The organism is Aggregatibacter segnis ATCC 33393 (assembly GCF_000185305.1).
In the GTDB taxonomy this organism is placed as follows: Bacteria; Pseudomonadota; Gammaproteobacteria; order Enterobacterales; family Pasteurellaceae; genus Aggregatibacter; species Aggregatibacter segnis.
Window position 1 is genome coordinate 1 of record NZ_GL622200.1, and the last position, 22,336, is coordinate 22,336.

The 22,336-nt window shown below is 45.5% G+C and carries 19 protein-coding genes and 3 tRNA genes; 8 read left to right on the top strand and 14 right to left on the bottom strand.

Annotated features, from left to right (window positions below; all coding sequences use genetic code 11):
• Window positions 1-87 precede the first annotated feature (87 nt).
• Entirely contained in the window at window positions 88-2,688 is a 2,601-nt protein-coding gene (gene mutS / locus HMPREF9064_RS09340; protein WP_005715534.1) for a DNA mismatch repair protein MutS, read from the bottom strand.
• A 28-nt stretch (window positions 2,689-2,716) separates the two neighbouring features.
• The gene (gene srmB, locus HMPREF9064_RS09335; RefSeq protein ID WP_005715536.1) at window positions 2,717-4,045 is read right to left on the bottom strand and encodes an ATP-dependent RNA helicase SrmB; all 1,329 of its coding nucleotides are present in this window, start codon (window positions 4,043-4,045) and stop codon (window positions 2,717-2,719) included.
• A gap of 89 nt (window positions 4,046-4,134) precedes the next feature.
• On the opposite strand from srmB, the gene HMPREF9064_RS09330 reads away from it, so the two are divergent.
• Window positions 4,135-4,842 carry a tRNA1(Val) (adenine(37)-N6)-methyltransferase gene (locus tag HMPREF9064_RS09330; RefSeq protein ID WP_005715539.1) on the top strand — a complete coding sequence of 236 codons (708 nt, stop codon included), beginning with the start codon at window positions 4,135-4,137 and terminating at the stop codon, window positions 4,840-4,842.
• 63 nt (window positions 4,843-4,905) lie between these two features.
• On the opposite strand, the gene pnuC is transcribed toward HMPREF9064_RS09330, so the two are convergent.
• Window positions 4,906-5,589 carry a nicotinamide riboside transporter PnuC gene (gene pnuC, locus HMPREF9064_RS09325; protein WP_032997720.1) on the bottom strand — a complete coding sequence of 228 codons (684 nt, stop codon included), beginning with the start codon at window positions 5,587-5,589 and terminating at the stop codon, window positions 4,906-4,908.
• A 191-nt stretch (window positions 5,590-5,780) separates the two neighbouring features.
• On the opposite strand from pnuC, the gene rapA reads away from it, so the two are divergent.
• Both rapA and rluA read left to right on the top strand, forming a co-directional pair.
• Window positions 5,781-8,639 (top strand): RNA polymerase-associated protein RapA, encoded by a 2,859-nt coding sequence (rapA, locus tag HMPREF9064_RS09320; RefSeq protein ID WP_005715543.1) that lies wholly within the window; start codon window positions 5,781-5,783, stop codon window positions 8,637-8,639.
• A gap of 2 nt (window positions 8,640-8,641) precedes the next feature.
• Window positions 8,642-9,301: a bifunctional tRNA pseudouridine(32) synthase/23S rRNA pseudouridine(746) synthase RluA gene (rluA, locus tag HMPREF9064_RS09315; RefSeq protein WP_005715545.1), complete on the top strand. Its 660-nt coding sequence runs from the start codon at window positions 8,642-8,644 to the stop codon at window positions 9,299-9,301.
• Window positions 9,302-9,372: 71 nt separating this feature from the next.
• Here rluA and purT read toward each other — a convergent pair whose 3' ends face one another.
• From purT to HMPREF9064_RS09295, 4 genes are all read right to left on the bottom strand, one after another.
• Window positions 9,373-10,554: a formate-dependent phosphoribosylglycinamide formyltransferase gene (gene purT / locus HMPREF9064_RS09310; RefSeq protein WP_005715547.1), complete on the bottom strand. Its 1,182-nt coding sequence runs from the start codon at window positions 10,552-10,554 to the stop codon at window positions 9,373-9,375.
• 10 nt (window positions 10,555-10,564) lie between these two features.
• The gene (gene luxS, locus HMPREF9064_RS09305) at window positions 10,565-11,071 is read right to left on the bottom strand and encodes an S-ribosylhomocysteine lyase (protein WP_005715549.1); all 507 of its coding nucleotides are present in this window, start codon (window positions 11,069-11,071) and stop codon (window positions 10,565-10,567) included.
• A gap of 215 nt (window positions 11,072-11,286) precedes the next feature.
• On the bottom strand, window positions 11,287-11,772 hold the full coding sequence (locus HMPREF9064_RS09300) for a YqaA family protein (protein WP_005715551.1): 486 nt from the start codon (window positions 11,770-11,772) through the stop codon (window positions 11,287-11,289).
• A gap of 66 nt (window positions 11,773-11,838) precedes the next feature.
• Window positions 11,839-12,444 (bottom strand): beta-phosphoglucomutase family hydrolase, encoded by a 606-nt coding sequence (locus tag HMPREF9064_RS09295; protein WP_005715553.1) that lies wholly within the window; start codon window positions 12,442-12,444, stop codon window positions 11,839-11,841.
• Window positions 12,445-12,568: 124 nt separating this feature from the next.
• Between HMPREF9064_RS09295 and HMPREF9064_RS09290 the strand changes: the two genes are divergently transcribed.
• On the top strand, window positions 12,569-12,949 hold the full coding sequence (locus HMPREF9064_RS09290) for a PRD domain-containing protein (RefSeq protein ID WP_005715555.1): 381 nt from the start codon (window positions 12,569-12,571) through the stop codon (window positions 12,947-12,949).
• 70 nt (window positions 12,950-13,019) lie between these two features.
• Here the strand turns inward: HMPREF9064_RS09290 and HMPREF9064_RS09285 are convergent.
• From HMPREF9064_RS09285 to HMPREF9064_RS09260, 6 genes are all read right to left on the bottom strand, one after another.
• Window positions 13,020-13,096 (bottom strand) — tRNA-Arg (locus HMPREF9064_RS09285).
• Between the two features lie 54 nt (window positions 13,097-13,150).
• Window positions 13,151-13,227, bottom strand: a tRNA-Arg gene (locus HMPREF9064_RS09280).
• A 17-nt stretch (window positions 13,228-13,244) separates the two neighbouring features.
• Window positions 13,245-13,338: transfer RNA gene (locus tag HMPREF9064_RS09275), tRNA-Ser, on the bottom strand.
• 125 nt (window positions 13,339-13,463) lie between these two features.
• On the bottom strand, window positions 13,464-15,479 hold the full coding sequence (gene rep, locus HMPREF9064_RS09270) for a DNA helicase Rep (protein ID WP_032998054.1): 2,016 nt from the start codon (window positions 15,477-15,479) through the stop codon (window positions 13,464-13,466).
• A gap of 9 nt (window positions 15,480-15,488) precedes the next feature.
• On the bottom strand, window positions 15,489-15,719 hold the full coding sequence (locus HMPREF9064_RS09265; RefSeq protein WP_005715559.1) for a YceK/YidQ family lipoprotein: 231 nt from the start codon (window positions 15,717-15,719) through the stop codon (window positions 15,489-15,491).
• Window positions 15,720-15,839: 120 nt separating this feature from the next.
• Window positions 15,840-16,388 carry an outer membrane protein gene (locus tag HMPREF9064_RS09260; protein WP_005715561.1) on the bottom strand — a complete coding sequence of 183 codons (549 nt, stop codon included), beginning with the start codon at window positions 16,386-16,388 and terminating at the stop codon, window positions 15,840-15,842.
• 217 nt (window positions 16,389-16,605) lie between these two features.
• Here HMPREF9064_RS09260 and polA point away from each other — a divergent pair, with 217 nt between their 5' ends.
• Together polA and HMPREF9064_RS09250 are read left to right on the top strand one after the other, a co-directional pair.
• Window positions 16,606-19,404 (top strand): DNA polymerase I, encoded by a 2,799-nt coding sequence (polA, locus tag HMPREF9064_RS09255; RefSeq protein ID WP_032997721.1) that lies wholly within the window; start codon window positions 16,606-16,608, stop codon window positions 19,402-19,404.
• Between the two features lie 15 nt (window positions 19,405-19,419).
• Window positions 19,420-19,737 (top strand): cupin domain-containing protein, encoded by a 318-nt coding sequence (locus HMPREF9064_RS09250; protein ID WP_005715565.1) that lies wholly within the window; start codon window positions 19,420-19,422, stop codon window positions 19,735-19,737.
• 120 nt (window positions 19,738-19,857) lie between these two features.
• On the opposite strand, the gene HMPREF9064_RS09245 is transcribed toward HMPREF9064_RS09250, so the two are convergent.
• On the bottom strand, window positions 19,858-20,703 hold the full coding sequence (locus HMPREF9064_RS09245; RefSeq protein ID WP_005715567.1) for an SDR family oxidoreductase: 846 nt from the start codon (window positions 20,701-20,703) through the stop codon (window positions 19,858-19,860).
• A 166-nt stretch (window positions 20,704-20,869) separates the two neighbouring features.
• Between HMPREF9064_RS09245 and HMPREF9064_RS09240 the strand changes: the two genes are divergently transcribed.
• Together HMPREF9064_RS09240 and glyQ are read left to right on the top strand one after the other, a co-directional pair.
• Entirely contained in the window at window positions 20,870-21,235 is a 366-nt protein-coding gene (locus HMPREF9064_RS09240) for a winged helix-turn-helix transcriptional regulator (RefSeq protein WP_032997722.1), read from the top strand.
• 141 nt (window positions 21,236-21,376) lie between these two features.
• On the top strand, window positions 21,377-22,285 hold the full coding sequence (gene glyQ, locus HMPREF9064_RS09235) for a glycine--tRNA ligase subunit alpha (RefSeq protein ID WP_032997723.1): 909 nt from the start codon (window positions 21,377-21,379) through the stop codon (window positions 22,283-22,285).
• Window positions 22,286-22,336: the final 51 nt, after the last annotated feature.

Sequence of the window (22,336 nt, forward strand, 5' to 3'; positions counted from 1 at the left end):
GAGCTAGTATAACGGTTAGAGATAAAAGATAAGAAAAAACCGCACTTAGATTTTTTATCTAAAGTGCGGTTTTTTTCTTTCCTATTTTTACTGCTTTATCATTTTCTTTAACTGATACAAATAGGCCAATGCCTGTTTTGGACTTAATTCATCCGGATCTAATTCTTGTAACATATTCAATAACATCTCCTTATTTTCATCTTCTGCCTGATCAAATGCTAATTCACCTTGGCGTTGATTTAATAAACGCAGATCCTGAATCTGTTGGTTGGTGTTTTGCTGTGACAGTTTTTCTAATTGCGCCAGTTTTTGTTTGGCAAGCTTGATAACTTGTTGAGGCACACCGGCTAAAGCGGCAACAGCAAGACCGTAGCTTTTACTGGCTGCACCTTTTTGTACGGCGTGCATGAAAGCAATGGTGTCATTATGCTCAATAGCATCTAAATGAATATTACCGATACCTTGCACCTGTTCCGGTAGCACGGTGAGCTCAAAATAGTGGGTGGCGAATAAGGTTAAAGAACGGATTTTCTTCGCTAACCATTCAGCACAAGCCCAAGCGAGAGACAAACCGTCGTAAGTGGAGGTTCCGCGACCGATTTCGTCAATTAAAACCAAACTTTTATCCGTCGCTTGATGCAGAATATTCGCCATTTCTGTCATTTCCACCATGAAGGTTGAGCGCCCTGAAGCCAGATCATCAGAAGCACCAATGCGGGTAAAAATACGATCAACAGGGCCAATGACGGCACTGTCTGCCGGCACAAAACTGCCCATGTACGCCATTAAGGTAATCAGCGCCGTTTGGCGCATATAGGTACTTTTACCGCCCATGTTTGGGCCGGTAATAATGAGAAAATGTTGCTGTTCCGTAAGCGCTGTTGGGTTGGCAATAAACGGTTCTTTCAATACTTGCTCCACCACTGGGTGACGGCCATTTTGAATATGAATGCCCGTTTGTGCCGAGAAGGTCGGTGCCACATAATTCAGGCTTTCCGCCCGCTCCGCTAAATTGGTGAGCACATCCAATTCGGCTAATGCCAAACCGGTGAGCTGTAAGTTGCCCAAGTGCGGTAATAATTGGTCGAAAATTTCATCATATAACTGTTTTTCTAGCGCCAAAGAAGCCCCTTTTGCTTTCAGCACCTTATCTTCATAGGTTTTCAATTCAGGAATGATATAACGCTCGGCATTTTTTAAGGTTTGACGACGCACATAATGAATCGGTGCTTTATGGGCTTGCCCTTGGCTAATTTGAATGTAATAGCCGTGCACGGCATTGAAGCCGATTTTCAACGTATCAATACCGGTGCTTTCCCGTTCTCGTTGTTCCAAATCTTCTAAATAACGAGTTGCACCGTCGGCTAATTCACGCCATTCATCCAATTCGGCGTTGTAGCCCGCCGCAATGACGCCACCATCACGAATTAACACCGGTGGGCTGTCAATAATCGCTCGTTGTAACAGGTCAAATTGTGCAGAAAAATCACCTAGCTGCTGATAAAGTGCGGCCATTTTGGCGGATGTTTTTTCAGCCAACCGATTTTTTATATAAGGAATCTGCTCTAAAGCGGTACGCAAGCGGGTTAAATCACGCGGACGAGCGGTGCGTAACGCCACGCGTGCCAAAATACGTTCCATGTCACCCACTTGTTGCAAATAAGGTTGTAAATCCGCCACTAAATCCTGCTCTAAAATCGCCCCAATGGCTTGTTGGCGTTGCGTGAGTTTTTCTACATCGCAAATCGGTTGGTGAATCCAGCGTTTGAGCAGGCGACTGCCCATCGGGGTAACGCATTTATCCAACACAGCCGCCAGCGTGTTTTCCGTACCGCCCGCCAGATTTTGAGTGAGCTCCAAATTGCGACGGGTTGCCGCGTCCAACTGAATATTTTCGCTGTGTTGAATGAGATGAATGCTTTGAATATGCGGCAAGGCGGTGCGTTGCGTTTCGCGTGCGTATTGCAATAAACAACCGGCGGCACATAAGCCCAGAATCGCTTTTTCCACACCGAATCCGCGCAAGTCTTTGGTATTAAATTGATGGCAAAGCTGCTGAATGGCGGTTTTTAGCTCGAATTCCCAAATAGGGCGACGACGCAAACCCTTAGCGTGTTCGATGAGGTGAAAATCAGCAAAATCCTCACAATAAAGCAATTCTACCGGCGCGATGCGTTGTAATTCCGTTTGTAAATCCGCTTTGGATTGCGGTTCGCATAGCTGAAAACGACCGGACGTCATATCTAATGTCGCCAAACCGAAGTGATCATTTTCCTGATATACCGCGGCAATGAGGTTGTCTTGCCGTTCCGGTAACAACGCTTCATCACTCACCGTGCCCGGCGTGACAATGCGCACAATTTGGCGTTCAACGGGGCCTTTCGCTGTATTCGGATCACCGATTTGTTCGCAAATGGCGACGGACTCCCCTAACTGTACCAACTTCGCTAAATAGCCTTCCACCGCGTGATAAGGCACGCCAGCCATAGGAATTGGCTGCCCTGCAGATTGTCCTCGTTTGGTCAGCGAAATATCCAACAGTGCGGAGGCGCGTTTTGCATCGTCGTAAAACAGCTCGTAAAAATCGCCCATGCGATAAAATAACAAAATATCCGGATTCTCTGCTTTGAGTTGCAGATATTGTTTCATCATCGGCGTATGCTGTTCGAAATTCTCTTTTGACATCATGGCGTTATCTTATTCCGGCGATTGGCGATTATTGGGCGGTTTCTGTTGTTGAAGCACTTGGTTTACGGCGTTTGCCGATATTTTTACGATCTTGGTGGCGCTGTTTGGCTTTTTTATCTGCTTTTTTTTGTGCTTCGCGTTTTTCTAATTTCTTCTCTTTTTGTTTTTTGCTGACGGTTTTGATTTCGCCGTCTTTCGGCGCTTTGGTGCGCGGTTCCAAACCTTCAATCACACGTGCTTTCAGAATTTCTTGGGTATAACGCTTAATTTTGCCCAGCAGACGATAATCGTGTGCTTCCACGAAAGACACGGCGGTGCCTTTTTTGCCGGCACGCGCGGTACGCCCGATGCGGTGCAAATAAGTATCGGCGCTGTACGGTAAATCAAAATTCATAATGTGGCTAACATCATCAATATCGATACCGCGTGCGGAGACATCCGTGGAGACCAACACCGTCACCACGCCGTTTTTCAGTTTATCGATGGCATTATTGCGTTGGGTTTGCGCCATTTCACCTTCCAGATAGGTGCTGCGAATACCGCGTTTGCGCAAATTTTCCGCCAGTTCGCGTACATCTTCCCGACGGCGTACGAATACAATGCCTTTGCTCACTTGCTCTTGCTCAATGAAACGCGCTAATAATTTGAATTTATGCTCATTACTGTCGGCGTGATAATACCACTGCTGAATTTTCTTCCGCTCACGTCGGCTCGGTTCTGCATCAATTTTCACCGGCTCGTTTAACGTGCGGTCGGCAAAATCTTCCAATAAATCCCCTTCAAGGGTCGCCGAGAATAACAACGTTTGCTTACGCCAACGGGTTTCTGCCGAGATTTTCTCCGCATCTTGCCCAAAGCCCATTTGCAACATTCTGTCCGCTTCGTCAAAAATCAGAATTTCTACCGCGCGGCAATCAAAATTTTCTTCTTTAATGTATTGCAACAAACGCCCCGGGGTCGCCACAACAATGTCTTGATTTTTATTGAAAATCTCGCCGTGATTTTGATACGCCACACCACCGGTGATGGTCGCAATGCTGAGTTTGGTAAAGCAGGCAAGTTCTTCCGCCTGTTCCGCTACCTGCATGGCAAGTTCACGGGTTGGTGTAAGAATCAACACACGCGGCGCGCCCGGTTTACGGCGTGGATAATCCAACAAATGTTGAATCGCCGGTAGCAAAAACGCGGCGGTTTTTCCAGTGCCGGTCGGTGCCGACCCGAGGACATCAAAGCCCTCCATCGCGGCAGGAATGGTTTCCTGTTGGATGGCGGTAGGACGTTGGTAGCCTTTTTTCTGGAGGGCGTTGAGTAATTCAGGCGCGAGATCAAAATCTGCAAATTGAGTGAGGTTTGTCATTGGTATTTGTTGTTCATTAGCATTAAAATTGCGCCGAATTATACCGCACTTTACCGTTAAAGTGCGGTCCTTTTTGACGGTGTTTTTCGATGAGTAAGACGGGTTTTCGTTTTAAACAATTTCAGGTCAATCACGAGCGGTGTGCCATGAAAGTGGGGACGGACGGTATTTTATTGGGCGCGTGGGCGGATGTGACGCAGGCAAACCAGATATTGGATTTAGGTAGCGGCAGCGGCTTAATCGCCTTAATGTTGGCTCAACGCAGTTCTGCCGAAAGCCGAATTTGTGCCGTGGAAATTGATCACGCGGCGGCACAACAAGCCTGTGAAAATGTATTAATTTCACCGTGGAAGAATAAAATTCAGGTGTATCAGCAGGATATAGATAGTTTTTGTACTCAAACAGCAGAGCGCTTCGACTTGATTGTCGCCAATCCGCCCTATTTTCAAACGGGGGTAGATTGTCGTAATGAGGAGCGGAATACAGCCCGTTATTTTGCCGCACAAAGTCATTTACATTGGTTAGAGACCGCTGCTGCTTGCTTGGCACCCAAGGGAAAAATCAGTTTTGTGTTACCTTTTGACGCAGGAGAAACTTTGCTAAAAAGCACCGCACTTTATTGTGTTGTGCGTTGCGATGTCATTACTAAGCAAGGCAAAGCGCCACAACGTATGTTGTTGACCTTTGCCACACAACCACAAACATTGCTATATGACGAGTTGATTATCTACGACACCCAGAATCAATATCACGCCGATTTTGTTGCATTGACGCAGGATTTTTATTTGAACTTCTAAAAACACCATAAAAAAACACCGCACTTTCTTTAAAAGTGCGGTGTTTTTCTTTGTTTCTTAGGCCTATTTCATTAATTTCGTCCAGTTGTAATAACCGTATAACGAGTTCAGTAAATAGGCACTATACATTAAATACATGGCCGGGGTTTCCGCCCATAAGGCAATGGAAAGGATATTTAACAAAATCCATAAAAGCCATTGTTCACGGTAGCGTAAAATCATCAATAATTGGGCTGAAACAGTAATTACGGTAGTTAAACCGTCTAATCCTGTGGAGCTGCCGCCTGCCGCATTAAGGGCTTGCACGAACAATAACGTACCGACAATCACTGTGGTGGCAAGGATGAGCCAGCCTTGTAACGTCAACGATTTGGCAATTACGCTTTCTCCACCGCTCTTTTCTTGTTGCATATGGGTTTTCCACATGAAATAACCGATAAATTGCGCTGGAATATAAACATACAAGACGGTATTCATTTCGCCGATGAAATTCTCACCCCATGCTACATAGAAGTAAGTGTAGGCAAAAATCAGTCCGAACAGATAATTACTGATTTTCCCTTTACTGACAAACACCACGCAAATCACGCCTGTAATACCGGAAATCATGGCAAGCGGCGATTGTGGATCTAAGACAAAAGCAACAATTTGTGCGGCAATAAAGAGAAATAGCCAAAACACTTCAAAAGGTTTCCAGTCGGAAAAAAGTTCTTGTTTTATTTGATGTAAATACGGTTGTAGATTCATAGTCACCTCACAAATGGGATAAAGTGCGGTCATCTTAGGAAGTATTTTTTAGAATGTAAAGGATTTGCTACGTTTTTGTGTTGCTGATCACAAAAAAGATGTCATCACGTTAAACATGAATGGCATCGTGTCATTTCTTTTTCAGCGTAACAGGGCTAAAATAGCGCCTTTTTATCAATAGAGAGAACATCATGACTTTTGCGGTTGGGCAGCGTTGGATCAGTGAAACGGAAAATAATTTAGGCTTAGGAGTCATTCGTGCCGTGGATGTTCGGCAAGTGACAATTGATTTCCCTGCCGCACAAGAACAACGTATTTATGCGGTGAAAAACGCGCCGTTAAATCGTGTGCAATTTCGTATCGGTGATTTGATTCAACATGTAGAAAGTTGGCATGGCGAAGTGCTCAATGTGGCGGAAAATAATGGCTTGCTGTTCTATTTGGTACAACAAGAGGGCAAGGAAGACCGTGTCGTCAGTGAAATGGAGTTGGCTCATCGCATTTCTTTTTGCCGACCGCAAGAACGCCTGTTTTCCGCACAGATTGATCGTAACGACCATTTCGTGTTGCGTTACCAAGCTTTGCAATACCAAAAAGCGCAATTTCAATCGCCCTTGCGGGGCTTACGCGGTATCCGCGCTGGGCTGATTCCTCATCAATTACACATTGCGAAAGAAGCCGGGCGGCGTATTGCACCACGCGTGTTGTTGGCCGATGAAGTGGGTTTAGGTAAAACCATTGAAGCCGGCATGATTTTGCAGCAGCAATTATTTGCCGAAAAGGTACGCCGCGTGCTGGTTATTGTGCCGGAAACGTTGCAACATCAATGGTTGGTCGAAATGTTGCGTCGTTTTAATTTGTACTTTTCGCTGTTTGATGAAGAACGTTGCGCGGATTTTGCCGCGACAGAAGAGCAAGAAGAAGTGAATCCGTTTACCACCGAATCCATGATTATTTGTGCCTTGGATTGGTTGGTGCAAACGCCAAAACGGGTACAACAAATTTTGGCGGCCGGTTTTGATATGCTTATTGTCGATGAAGTGCATCATTTGGTGTATGACGAAGTCAATCCAAGTTTGGAATATCAGTTAGTGCAACAACTGACACAACAGATTCCGGCCGTGTTGTTACTCACCGCCACACCGGAGCAGCTTGGTCAGCAAAGTCATTTTGCCCGTTTGAATTTATTGGACCCACATCGTTTCCATGACTATCAGGCTTTTTTAAAGGAACAGCAAAATTACCAGCCGATTGCTGAAGCCACACAGGCATTACTGGATAATCGCCCATTAAATGTGGATGAAAAGCGCACGATTTCCTTGTTGTTGGCTAAGTCGATTAATTTTGAAACCGGCAATAAGGCGAAGTTAATTCAACAGCTTATCGACCGCCACGGCACCGGGCGTTTATTGTTCCGCAATACCCGTCAAAGTGTACAAGGCTTCCCGAAAAGGGTGTATCACCCCATTGCCTTATCTCAGCCGAAGCAATATGAAAATGCAGTGAAAACGCTCCTTGCCTTTGGTGAAAATCCGTTGCAATGCGCGCTTTATCCTGAACATTTTCTGCGAGAACTTAACGCCAATATGGCGTGGTGGGAATTTGACCCACGTGTGCAATGGCTCATCGATTTTTTAAAACAACATCGACAGGAAAAAGTGTTGGTGATTTGTCGTTATGCAGATACGGCAATTCAGCTGGAACAAATTCTGCGTGAAAAAGAAGGCATTCGTAGTGCGGTATTCCACGAAAAAATGTCTATTGTGGAACGCGATCGTGCGGCGGCGTATTTTACCCAACAAGAAAATGGTGCACAGGTGCTACTCAGTTCCGGGATCGGCTCTGAGGGGCGAAACTTCCAATTTGCCTGTCATTTGGTGCTGTTTAATTTGCCGGAAAATCCCGATTTGTTAGAGCAGTGCATCGGGCGTTTGGATCGCATTGGACAAACGCGAGAAATTCAAATTTATCAGCCGTATTTTGCCGACAGTGCGCAAGCGGTGCTGGCTGACTGGTATCATTTAGGCTTGAATGCTTTCAATGAAACCTGTCCGATGGGCGCCTTATTGTTCGAACAGTTTGCCGAAGTATTGCAAAAAACATTGAAGAATCCGACCGCACTTGACGCTCGTCAGGGCTTAATTGAGCGTACTCAAGAGGAACGGTTACGCCTGAAGCAGCTGTTGGAACAAGGGCGTGATTTGTTGTTGGAGCTTAACTCTAACGGTGGCGAGGCGGCGAAGCAGCTGGCACAAGACATTGCCGAGCAAGATGGTAGTCAGGAGTTAGTCAATTTTGCCTTGAATCTGTTTGATGTCATCGGTGTGGAACAGGAAGATTTAGGTGAGCAATCTATCGTCATCACGCCCACAGGAACGATGCTTATGCCCGATTTCCCGGGCTTGAAAGAGGAAGGTGTCACGGTCACTTTTGACCGTCAACTGGCGTTGGCACGCGAGGAGTTGGAGTTCCTCACTTGGGATCATCCGATGATTTACCACGGCATTGATTTAATCACTTCTGGCGACATTGGCAAAAGCACCGTGGCGTTGTTGGTGAATAAAAATCTGCCATCAGGCACGCTGTTACTGGAGTTGGTTTATGTGGTGGAAAGTCAAGCGCCACAAGGGTTACAATTAACCCGCTTCTTACCGCCAACACCGATTCGTCTGTTGCTGGATAATCGCGGTAATGATTTGGCGTCGCAGGTGGCATTTGACACATTACAACGCAAATTGAAGCCGATGGAACGCAATGTGGCGAATAAAATTGTGAAAATGTTGCGTCCGAGCATTGAAGGGTTGATTGCCCAAGGGGAGCGTTTGGTGGTGGCACAAAGTGAGCAAATTATCAATGCCGCACAGCAAGAAGCCGAGCAGCAATTGGATGCAGAACTCAACCGATTAATCGCGTTACAAAAAGTGAATAAAAACATTCGCGCCGATGAAATTCACACGTTAGAACGTCAACGCACCCAAATTTTACAGCTGTTACAACAGGCAACCTGGCGTTTAGATTGCTTGCGTGTGATTGTGAGCAATAAGGAATAAACATGGCCCTGATTGAATATAATCCGCCGCAGGAACCTTGGCTGGATTTGGTGTATCGCGATGATTATATTGCGGTGGTGAACAAGCCAAGTGGACTGCTTTCCGTACCGGGCAATCAGCCGCAATATTACGACAGCGCAATGTCGCGGGTGAAAGAAAAGTACGGTTTTTGTGAACCGGCGCATCGCCTTGACATGGCCACCAGCGGCATTTTGTTGTTTGCTTTGAGCAAAGCGGCAGATCGCGAGTTAAAACGCCAATTTCGTGAACGCGAACCGAAAAAATATTATCAAGCTCTGGTTTGGGGGCATGTCGAGCAAGATCATGGTGTGGTGGAATTGCCACTCATTTGTGATTGGGAAAATCGCCCACGGCAAAAAATTTGCTTTGAACGAGGCAAAAGAGCGGTCACTTTTTACGATGTTTTACAACGTTATCCCAATAATACGACACGCATAAAGCTTACGCCGATTACAGGGCGTTCCCATCAATTACGCCTACACATGCTGGCACTTGGGCATCCGATTTTAGGTGATAAATTCTACGCACATCCACAAGCCAAAGCGTTATCGCCTCGTCTCTGCTTGCACGCGGAAAGCCTGCAGATTCAACATCCGATTACCGGAGAAACGATGGGATTCACCGCGCCGGTCGGTTTTTAATAAAAAAGTGCGGTGAAAAAATAAGATATTTTTTCACCGCACTTTAACTGTGATTCAACGATAAGCTGAACTTATAAAATCACCTCTAATTTATCATAAGCACGACGGGCTTTTTCTAAGGCTTTTTCAACACTAATATCGCGCGCCAAAATCACCCCTAAACGACGATGGCCATTCACTTCACCTTTACCAAAAATGCGTAAGTTGGTTTGCGGTTCGGCAAGTACCTGCTCTACGTTGGCAAATTGTACTTGGTTGGATTTGCCTTCTACCACAATGGCTTTAGAGGCGGACGGGCTGATGAAATCGATGCTTGGAATCGGCAATCCTAAAATGGCACGAGCGTGCAAGGCGAACTGTGATAACTCTTGTGAGATCATGGTCACCATGCCGGTATCATGTGGGCGAGGAGAGACTTCGTTAAAAATCACATCATCGCCACGCACGAACATTTCCACCCCGAAAATCCCACGACCACCTAATGCACCGGTGATTTTCTCCGCAATCTCTTGCGCTTTTTTCAATGCGGTTTCTGACATGGCTTGAGGTTGCCAAGATTCACGGTAATCGCCATCCACTTGAATGTGTCCGATTGGCGCAAGGAATGAAGTACCATTCACATGGCGTACGGTGAGCTGAGTAATTTCGTAATCAAATTTAATAAACCCTTCCACAATGACGCGTCCGGCACCGGCACGTCCGCCTTCTTGGGCGTAATCCCATGCGGATTGGATTTGATCGAGGGTGCGAATAACGCTTTGCCCATGACCGGAAGAGGACATAATCGGTTTGACCACACACGGAACACCGATTTTTTCGACCGCACTTTTGAAGTCGTCAAAGTTATCTATGAATTCATAAGGTGAGGTTGGCAAGCCTAATTCTTCCGAGGCTAAACGACGAATGCCTTCACGGTTCATGGTTAGTTTCGTAGCTTTGGCGGTCGGGATAACGGTGAACCCTTCTTGTTCCAGTTCAAGTAAAGTATCGGTGGCGATAGCTTCCACTTCCGGTACGATAAAATCAGGACGTTCCTTTTCCACAACGGCGCGTAATGCCGCGCCATCCAACATGGAAATGGTGTAAGCACGGTGTGCCACTTGCTGTGCAGGCGCATTTTCATAGCGATCTACAGCAATCACCTCAACACCTAAACGTTGTAATTCAATGACAACTTCTTTGCCCAATTCCCCTGCACCAAGCATCATTACTTTCAGTGCTTTTGGGGTTAATGGCGTGCCGATTGTGGTCATAGGGAGCTCCTTATTGTTTTAGTAAACTTTCATCCAACGTTAAATCTTCGTTTTTATTCACACCGATACCGCGCGCTAATACGTTTTGTGCGATTTGATGGGCTTCCTCTAAAGAATGTTCGGTGTATGTACCACATTGGTATTCATTCAGTTCAGGAATTTCACGTTGATTTTTCACATTGAGGATATCCTGCATGGAGGCTGCCCAAGCTTGTGCAACTTGGGTTTCGTTCGGGGTACCGATTAAGGACATATAAAAACCGGTGCGGCAACCCATCGGCGAAATATCGATAATTTCGACATCTTGACTATTGAGATGATCACGCATAAAGCCGGCAAATAAATGCTCCAATGTGTGAATGCCCTTCGGTGGCAAATTTTCCTTATTGGGAATGGTAAAACGCAAATCAAAAACAGTGATGTTATCTCCTTTTGGAGTTTGCATTATTTTAGCAATTCGCACTGCTGGTGCATTCATACGTGTGTGGTCAACTTTAAAACTATCAAGTAATGGCATTTTGTTTTCCTCAAATGGAGTGATTTTTGTTTATAAAATAGTCAATTGAGACTTTTTTTGAGATTTTTTTAAATTATTTCCGAACTTTTTCCGTTATACTGCTGTCATAGATAACGAGCAACTTGCAGTTGTTTTAATAAAATTGGTTCCTTAGGTTATTCGCCTCTCCTCGTGAGAGGCATTTTTTTAGTCATTTTACCGTAAAATGGCCTTCTTTAAAGAACGGTAACGCCCAAAAATAACAAAAAAACGTACCGCACTATTTTTCCCAGCGTCATAAAAATCAGACACGCCACCCAATTTAATCTCAACCAGCCTGCCACGGCACAAAATACATCGCCGACGACTGGCAACCAGCTAAAAAATAACATCACACTGCCGTAACGTTGTGTTTTTTCTAATACCCAAGTGAGTTTTGCATTTTGTGGCGGTGTATTAAAAGTAGGGAGCCAACGCCCAAGCGCATAGGTGGTCAGACTTCCCAGCGTGTTTCCGGTGACGGCAATCCACAGTAGGCTTTGAATTTCCATAGAAAAATAAGGGGATCCCGCCCATAAAAGCGGTGTGATGAGGGTGACAAAAATAATTTCGGAATTACCGGGAAGGACAGTCGCGCTGAGAAAAGCGCTGGCGAACATAATCCACAATCGATGCTCGCCAAATAAGGCGAACCACCCATCCCAGCTAAAAAGATCAAACATGATTAAATGTGCGGAAAATAAGTGCGTAAGTCATTTTCATGATCTGCTGTGATTGCCCATCGATAATCACGAATTACCTCGTATTAATTTGTTGACCCGCACATCAAACACATCCATGCCGGCGCGTAATCCGGCTTGGATGCCAAAATCACCATCTTCAAAGACTAAGCAACGTTGTGGCTTGGCTTGAATCAGTTCGGCACAACGTAAAAACGTGTCAGGTGCCGGTTTGTGATGTTGAATGTCTTCGGCAGTTACGATAGCTGAGAAATATTTCTCAAAATCGAATTTGTCTAACAAAATTTTTGCAATAGGGCGGTGGGATCCTGTGCCTAATGCCAAGGGTTTTTTATTATAGAAGGCGCGAACAATATTGGCTGCGGGTAACAATGTGGCGTGTTGCATAATCAGTTTTTTGCCATATTCTCTTTTTAATTCAATGACATCGTCTAACTTATCTAGCGGCATTGCATAGCGTTTCATCATTTCTACCGCAATGGTTCTTACCGGGGCACCCCCCATTTCATATAATAGGTTGCCATCAAACGGATAACCATAATGTTGCCCGACCATTTCCCATGCTTTGGCATGGCTAGGCATGGTGTCAATGACGGTGCCGTCCATATCAAAAATTAAACCGTCATACTGATTTATTACGTCATTATCTAACATGTTGCTTTCCGAATTACCTTAATAAAATGAGAGGGGAGTTATTTTGCTACAATTTTGTGATCAATGCACCGTTTAATTCATAGTGATTCGGTTATACTTGGGCAACTTTTTTGAGAGCGAGAGAATGGATCTTCAACAACGACTTTGGGCATTTCAAGTCCGAGAATTAATTGACGAACATCTTGTGCAAATCGTGCTGAATGTGCGTTGTCATTTGCAACAAGATTGGCGGGTGGATGTTGAAACCGAGCAGGTAAAAATGATGTTGGTGCATATTGCCAGTGCCTTGGGGCGGATTCAACGTGGCCATCGAGTTTCGCCGTTGTATGCAGATTTTTTGGAGGAAATTCAAAGTGCGGTGGTTTTTCCGCAAGTTTTGCAAATTCACCAAAAGATATTGAAAGTAATTCCGTTGGTGATTCCCGAAGAAGAACAAACGTATTTTTTGGCAAACGTTTACGGATTAGTATTGGATCAACCACACGTGTTAGAACGGCTTCGTTAAAAATACACGAAAAAACGACCGCACTTTTGGTTGTTCTAGAAAATGAGTTGGAAATTATAAAGAAGTGAAATGGCGCACCCGAAAGGATTCGAACCTTTGACCGCTCGGTTCGTAGCCGAGTACTCTATCCAGCTGAGCTACGGGTGCGTAGTTGATGTTTAATTTGCTCAGACCATTTCAAACAATAGAGTCGATTTAAAATGGCGCACCCGAGAGGATTCGAACCTCTGACCGCTCGGTTCGTAGCCGAGTACTCTATCCAGCTGAGCTACGGGTGCGAGACAAATTAAACAAATGGCGGTGAGAGAGGGATTCGAACCCTCGATGGAGTTTTTGACCCCATACTCCCTTAGCAGGGGAGCGCCTTCAGCCTACTCGGCCATCTCACCACAATCGGTTTGTGGGCGGTATAATACGGGTTTATGACAATAAGTCAAATTATTTTTTCCGAAAAGTGCTTGAAATCAAGTTAGTTGTGCGATTTCTCGACAACTTCAAGTATCACATTCACAGATTATTTCCCGCGTAAAATCGCCCGTAAATTAGCAATATGGCTTTGTGTTTTTGCCTGTTGCTGTTCGGCACTTAACGGCGGTTTATCCCGTTCCCATTGCAAATCGTTTTCCGGCAACTCCAGTAAGAATCGGCTTGGCTCAGGACGAATCAATTCGCCGAACTGGCGTCGTTCTTTGCACAAAGAAAACCATAGATTCTGCTGAGCACGAGTAATGCCCACATACGCCAAACGGCGTTCTTCTTCCACGTTGTCTTCGTCAATACTGGTTTGATGCGGCAAAATGCCTTCTTCCATGCCGATTAAAAACACATGCGGAAATTCTAGCCCTTTGGAGGCGTGGAGCGTCATTAATTGTACTTGATCGCTGTCGTCTTCCTCTTCGCCCCGTTCTAACATATCGCGCAACGTTAAGCGGGTGACGATTTGGTTCAGATTCATCGGTTCGTTAAACTCGTCGCCTTTTAGCATATCAGCGACCCAATCAAACAACGTTGCCAAGTTTTTGCTCTGCATTTCTGCCGCTTTCGGACTGGTGGCGTATTCGTATAAATATTCTTCATAATGTAACGAAGCAAGCATGGAACGCAAGGCGCGCTCGGGTTCGGAGCGCTGAATTTCATCATTCAATTCAACAATCCAACGGGCGAATTTTTGCAATGCATCGTAGGCTTTCGGTGTGACTCGTTGAATCAGCTCAAAATCAAAAATCGCTTCAAATAAGCTGACATGTTTTTCTTGTGCCAATGAACCCAATTTTTCCAGCGTTGCCGTACCGATTTCCCGTTTTGGCGTGTTCACAATGCGCAAAAACGCCGCATCATCATCTTGATTCACCACCAAACGCAAATACGCCATCATGTCCTTAATTTCCGCGCGGGAGAAAAAGGATGTGCCGCCGGAGATTTTGTATGGAATACGGTTTTGCATCAGGATTTTTTCCAGCAAGCGCGATTGGTGGTTGCCACGATACAAAATGGCATAATCACGATAATGGGTTTTAGCGATAAACCGGTGAGCAATCAACTCACCTACCACTCGTTCCGCCTCATGTTCTTCGTTTTTCGCTTCAATAATTTGTAACTTTTCCCCTTCGCCTAAATTGGAAAAGAGTTTTTTGTCGAAAACATGATCATTGTTATCGATGAGGATATTGGCGCAATGCAAAATGCGTTGGCTGGAACGGTAATTTTGTTCCAGTTTAATCACCTGTAACGCCGGAAAATCATCGCGTAATCGCACCATATTCTGTGGTCGCGCACCACGCCAAGAATAAATAGACTGATCGTCGTCACCTACCACCGTGAAACGCGCACGATCACCTACCAACAACTTAATCAACTCATATTGGCTGGTATTGGTGTCTTGGTATTCATCTACCAACAGATAGCGAATTTTCTCTTGCCATTTTGACCGCACTTCGGCGTTCTGTTTGAACAGTAGGGTCGGTAACATAATCAAATCATCAAAATCTAAAGCATTGTAGGAACGCAGTTGTTTGTTATAGCGGTCGTAACAATGCGCGAAGGTTTGTTCTTGCTTATCGCGCGCCAATGTCAACGCTTGTTGCGGGCTACATAAATCATTTTTCCAGTTGGAAATGCGATTGATCAGCGTACGTAGTAAATCTTTGTCTTCTTGCAATAGATCGGCAGTGAGCTCTTTTAGCAACGCCATTTGATCATGTTCATCAAACAGCGTCATGTTCGCTTTAAAACCTAAGTACTTGTATTCGCGTTTAATAATGTCAAACCCGAGGGTGTGAAAGGTGGACACAATTAGCCCTTTGGAGGATTCCTTACCGATGGACTGAGCCACACGTTCTTTCATTTCACGTGCGGCTTTATTGGTGAAAGTGACGGCGGCGATTTGCTTTGGAAGATAACCGCACTTACCAATGAGGTGAGCGATTTTGTTGATGATGACACGCGTTTTTCCTGAGCCGGCACCGGCTAAAACGAGGCAGGGACCGGACACATATTCCACGGCTTGTTGTTGTTGCGGATTGAGTTTCATAGTCATTGATTATTCACTTTGCGACCACGCATAAGGCAGTAGCGCTGTATCCAATAGAAAAGACAACGGCACATCCAAAATTGGCAAGCCCCAGCGCGTTGCCATCTCGACATCATATTTCGTGCCGGCATAGGCACTATAAGGTTCCGTTGGATCCACGAGCTTTACCACTGTGCCACAGGCGCTTGTGGTGAAAAGTGCGGTCGAAAAAAGCACTGTTTTTAAGGGTTGAAATTTCATAAGCGGCCGGATTTTACACCAAATAAGAAAATATGTGGAAAAGTTTAAACAGGATTTTTCGGGCAAAAAAATTGCGCCGTTGGTATTCCTTCGGCGCAATAAAATTTAAGTTACATTACATTAGAAACGGTAAGATGCATTGGTGCTGAAGGTATTACCTTTAACATTTTCACCATCAAATTTGTGACTAGTACGTAAATATTCCAAACCTAATTCAAAGTTTGGTGCTAAATTCGCTTTTACACCTGCACCTAAACCATAACCAGCTTTTGTTTCGGTGGTTTTGATTACTAGTCCATCGTAGTGATCTGTTGCATCAAATTTTACGATTTCAGCACTTACTTTTGCATAAGGCAACACAGATGGTGTCGCACGGTAGCCAAGCAAATAGCCCACACCTAAACGGCCTTTTTGTTGTACTTTAGAATTAGCGTTGTCCACTAATGTTGAGTTGTGTGGTTTGAGTTTGCCTTCAACGATACCCACAACATTTTGGCCGTGGTTGAAACCATAGTCCGCAATTAAATCTACGTTTGAGATGCGTTTTGCATCTTCGTATTTGGTTGTACCTACGCCAACACCCACACCGAAACCGGTGAAATCAGATGCGACTGCGGAAGTTGAAGCAAGAACAACCGCGCTAAGTGCTAAAAGTGTTAATTTTTTCATGAGACCCTCTGTCTGATTGAGTTAAAAAGCGGCTCGAGTATAGGCATTTTTTCTATAAGGATCAAGATCCTTCGGTAATTTCTCGGATCCTGTAAGACAAAGTGCGGTATGTTTTTTCGGTGTTTTTTAATCCCTTTTTTCAGGGGGATTTCCCCATGCGCCCTTGGCCGATTTTCGCTATAATGCGACAACATTTTATCAACATCATGAGATGATTATGGCCCAAATTGCTGAAAATCCCCTTGTCCTCGTAGACGGCTCTTCTTATTTATACCGCGCCTTTCACGCTTTCCCTCCGCTTACCAACTCCAACGGTGAACCCACAGGCGCCATGTATGGTGTGCTGAATATGTTGAAAAGCTTGATTTCACAGGTTCAGCCAAGTCATATTGCGGTGGTGTTTGATGCCAAAGGGAAAACTTTCCGCGATGAAATGTTTGAGCAATATAAATCTCACCGTCCGCCGATGCCGGACGATCTGCGTAAACAAATCCAGCCGTTGCATGACATGATCCGCGCGTTGGGGATTCCGCTGTTGGTGGTGGAAGGCGTCGAAGCGGACGATGTCATCGGCACGTTGGCACGCCAAGCGTCGCAAAATGGGCAAAAAGTGCTGATCAGCACCGGCGACAAAGACATGGCACAGCTGGTGGATGACAACATTATGTTGATTAATACCATGAACAACAGCCTGCTGGATCGCGCGGGAGTGATTGAAAAATACGGCATTCCGCCGGAGTTAATTATTGATTATCTGGCATTGATGGGCGATAGCTCCGACAACATTCCGGGCGTATCGGGCGTAGGTGAAAAAACAGCGCTAAGGCTTTTGCAGGGCATCGGCAGCATGGCACAAATTTATGCCAATCTGGATAAAGTCGCCGAACTGCCGATTCGTGGTGCGAAGAAACTTGGTGAAAAATTACTTGCCGAAAAAGACATGGCAGATTTGTCCTACGCGTTGGCAACCATCAAAACCGACGTGGCATTGGCATTTTCTCCGCAAGAACTTGCGCTCGGTGATAGCGATAATGACGCCTTAATCGAATATTTCGGACGGTATGAATTTAAACGCTGGCTAGGCGAGGTGATGAACGGCACCAATTCCGTAACGCAACCGACGCAATCGGTAAAAATTAATCCTTATCAAGCGACGCCGGTGGTCAAAACCGATGAAAGTGCGGTTGAAAATTCCGTTAAATTTAAGATTGACCGCAGCCGCTATGAAAACATTCTGACTGAAGCGGATTTAGCCCGCTGGGTGGAAAAATTAAGTGCCGAGAAACTGATTGCGGTGGATACGGAAACCGATGGGCTGGATTATATGTCCGCCAATTTGGTCGGCGTATCTTTCGCGTTAGAAAATGGCGAAGCGGCGTATTTGCCGTTGCATTTGGATTATCTCGGTGCGCCAAAAACACTGGAAAAAAGCACCGCACTTGCCGCTCTCAAACCCATTTTAGAGAACCCGAATATCGGTAAAGTCGGGCAGAATCTCAAGTTTGATATGACTATTTTTGCCCGCAACGGCATTGAATTACGGGGCATTGAATTCGACACCATGTTGCTTTCTTACACCTTGGATAGCACCGGTCGGCACAACATGGACGACCTAGCGAAACGTTATCTCGGCCACCAAACCATCGGCTTTGAAGACATTGCCGGCAAAGGGAAAAATCAGCTGACATTCAATCAAATCCCACTAGAGCAAGCAGGCGAATACGCGGCGGAAGATGCCGATGTGACCATGAAATTGCAACAAGTGTTGTGGGGAAAACTTCAGTCGCAACCCAGTTTGGTGGAACTCTATCAATCCATTGAATTGCCGTTGCTCGGCGTATTGTCGCGCATGGAGCGTTGTGGCGTGCTGATTGATTCTGATGCGCTGTTCTTGCAGTCCAACGAAATTACCGAAAGATTGACCGCACTTGAAATGCAGGCGCACGAACTGGCAGGACAACCATTCAATTTGGCGTCCACGAAACAGTTGCAAGAAATTCTGTTCGATAAACTCGGCTTGCCGGTGTTACAAAAAACCCCGAAAGGCGCGCCGTCCACCAATGAAGACGTGTTGGAGGAACTGGCGTACAGCCACGAATTGCCGAAAGTGTTGGTGGAACATCGCGGTTTGAGCAAACTGAAATCCACTTACACTGATAAATTGCCGCAAATGGTGAACCCGCAAACTGGGCGCGTGCACACCTCTTATCATCAAGCCGTGACGGCAACAGGGCGGCTTTCTTCCAGTGATCCGAATTTGCAGAATATTCCGATTCGTAACGAGGAAGGCCGCCGCATTCGTCAAGCCTTTATTGCCCGTGATGGCTATAAAATTATCGCCGCCGACTATTCCCAAATCGAGCTGCGCATTATGGCGCATTTGTCCAACGACGCGGGTTTGATCAACGCGTTTGCGCAAGGTAAAGACATTCATCGCTCCACCGCGGCGGAGATTTTCGGTTTGCCGTTGGAACAGGTGACGAGTGAACAACGTCGCAACGCTAAGGCCATTAACTTCGGCCTGATTTATGGCATGTCCTCTTTCGGACTTTCCCGTCAGCTTGGGATTTCCCGCGCGGATGCGCAACGCTACATGGATTTATATTTCCAACGTTACCCGGGCGTGCAAACCTTTATGCACGACATCCGTGAAAAAGCGAAAGCGCAAGGCTATGTGGAAACCTTGTTCGGACGCCGCTTGTATTTGCCGGAAATCAATTCTTCCAACGCCATGCGCCGTAAAGGCGCGGAACGGGTTGCGATTAACGCGCCGATGCAAGGTACCGCCGCCGACATCATCAAATGCGCCATGATTAAATTGGATGAAATCACGCGCGATGATCCGGATATTCACATGATTATGCAGGTGCACGATGAATTGGTGTTTGAAGTGCGGTCAGAAAAAATCGCGTTTTTTAGCGATCTCATCAAACAACACATGGAAGCTGCCGCCGAACTTGTGGTGCCGCTGATTGTGGATGTTGGCGTGGGTGAGAATTGGGACGAAGCCCACTAACGTTAAGGAGAGAGCATGGCACACAAAATTATCCGTAGCGCAGATTTTACCGCCACCCGCGCTTGGGGCGGTTTGGATATCACTGAAATGAATGGCATCAGCGTGCGGTTACATTGGACGGATGAGCCTTATAAATGGCATATCAATGATGGCGAGGAAGTTTTTGCGGTGATGGACGGTGTGGTGGAAATGCACTACAAAGAGCGCGGCGAAGCCAAAAGAGTGTTGCTAGAAACCGGCGATATTTTTTATGCCGGCATCGGCACTGAACACGTTGCCCACCCGCAAGGCGAAGCACGGATTTTGGTGATAGAAAAGGCGGGGAGTGTTTAAAAATAAAATAAAAAGAGCGGTCGGTTTTAAAAGTGTTTTTATATCGACCGCTCTTTTTTATTCTCTTGCCAATTATTTTTGAGGAGCGCTTAATCTAAGGGACACAGATCAAATGAACAATTACAGCGCCTGTTTCACCGCCACATCCAGTCCTGCCGTTGGGCGACCTAGCAATTTCTCAAGGGTTTTGTCTTCTGAGAATAATGCACCGTTTGACGCATCCACATCCCATTGTGCAATTAAGCCTGCAAAGCCTTCATCTAATCCTGCTTGCACAAGTGCTGCGGTATAGTCTGCTGCAGGAATATCCACGTAAGGGATTTCTTTACCTGTTTGTTTGCTGATTTCTGCGGCAAGGTCAGCTAATGTCCAGCTGGTTGATCCGGCAAGCTCGTAAGTTTGGTTTTCATGACCTTCACTTAATGTAACGTTTACCGCTGCTTCAGCAAGTTCTGCACGAAGTACAGACGAAATTTTTCCATTTTTTGCTGAACCGTAGAAAGCATTGTTTGCCAACGCTGCTGGGATGGACGCGGTATAGTTCTCTGTGTACCAGCCATTGCGTAAAATGGTGTAAATGATACCGGAGGCTTTTAATGCGGCTTCGGTTTCAACGTATTCACCGGCAAGGGATTTTACCGTATTGTCATTAGTGGCACCGAGTAAGCTGGTGTAAATAATGTGTTTCACGCCTGCTTTTTTTGCCGCTTCAATCACGTTGTTGTGCTGTACAAAACGCTGACCGATTTCATTGCTTGACACCAAAATTAACGTATCCACGCCTTTTAATGCCTCTACTTGCCCTTCTGTTTTTGAATAATCAAATTGGCGAGCTTCTACGCCGGAAATTTTTTCCGGGGAACGCACAAGTGCGATGACGTTGGCGTTTTTGGCTTTTAATAAATTTAACGCGATTGCGCCGAATTGACCTGTTGCACCGGTAATTGCGATAGTTTTCGTTGTCATGATGTTTTCCTTCTCGTTAAGTTGAAATGATGTTTGAACATTTGCTTGTTCGCTTGATGTGACGTATTATATTTCAAAACTTACTTTTGAGAAGTACTTACATAAACGTAAGTTTTGAAATTTTTTGAAAATAATTTTTAATCTATTGATTTTTAAGGAAATAAAAATGGAAAAAAGTGTTGAGCGTGGCAATGTATTGGCTTCTGCCTGTCCTTCCCGGCAAATTTTGCAGCATTTAACCAGTCGTTGGGGGGCGTTGGTGTTGGTGAGTTTGCATTGCGGCACCAAGCGTTTTAGTGAACTTCGCCGAGCCATTGATGGCGTGAGTGAACGTATGTTGACAAAAACCTTGCAGGAACTGGAAGCGGACGGCATGTTAATTCGTAAATCCTATAACACCGTGCCGCCACAAGTGGATTACACCTTGACGGAATTCGGCTCACAGGCGTCCAATAAAATGTTTGAGTTGGTGGATTGGTTGGAAACCAATCTTGACGGAATTTTGGCAAAAAAGCAGGCAGCTAATCCGTAGGATTTACTACATGATGCTGCCTAAAGTGCGGTGAAAAATCGACATGTTTTTTCCACCGCACTTTTTTTCGCCTTTCCTTTATCCCGCCTTGTGTTTTCAGTATAATGGCACACATTTTCTCCACCTAAATAGACAGAACATATTATGACAAAATTTAATGTAAAAACTTTCCAAGGCATGATTCTTGCCTTACAAGAATACTGGGCGAACCAAGGCTGCACCATTGTGCAACCCTTTGATATGGAAGTGGGCGCCGGTACCTCTCACCCGATGACCGCATTACGCGCGTTAGGCCCTGAGCCGATGGCGTTTGCGTATGTGCAACCTTCCCGCCGTCCGACCGATGGTCGCTATGGCGAAAACCCGAACCGTTTACAGCATTACTACCAATTCCAAGTGGTGATTAAACCCTCTCCGGACAATATTCAAGAGTTGTATTTAGGTTCTCTTGAAATGCTTGGCTTTGACCCGACCAAAAACGACATTCGTTTCGTGGAAGATAACTGGGAAAACCCAACCTTAGGCGCATGGGGCTTGGGCTGGGAAGTGTGGTTAAACGGCATGGAAGTGACCCAATTTACCTATTTTCAACAAGTGGGCGGCTTAGAATGTAAACCGGTTACCGGCGAGGTGACCTACGGTTTAGAGCGTTTGGCGATGTACATTCAAGGCGTGGACAGCGTGTATGACTTAGTTTGGTCTGATGGTCCGCTTGGCAAAACCACCTACGGCGATGTATTCCACCAAAATGAAGTGGAACAATCCACCTATAACTTTGAATATGCGGATACCGATTTCTTATTCCAGTGCTTCGATCAATATGAAAAAGAAGCCAAAAGTTTATTGGCATTAGAACGTCCGCTGCCATTGCCGGCTTACGAGCGTATTTTAAAAGCGGCACACAGCTTTAACTTGTTAGACGCACGCAAAGCCATTTCCGTTACTGAACGCCAACGCTATATTTTACGCATTCGTGCGTTAACCAAAGGTGTGGCGGAAGCTTATTATGCAAGTCGTGAAGCCTTAGGTTTCCCGGGTTGTAAAAAATAAAGCGAAAAGTCACCGCACTTTATGTTTCAACACAACGATATAAGGAGAGCA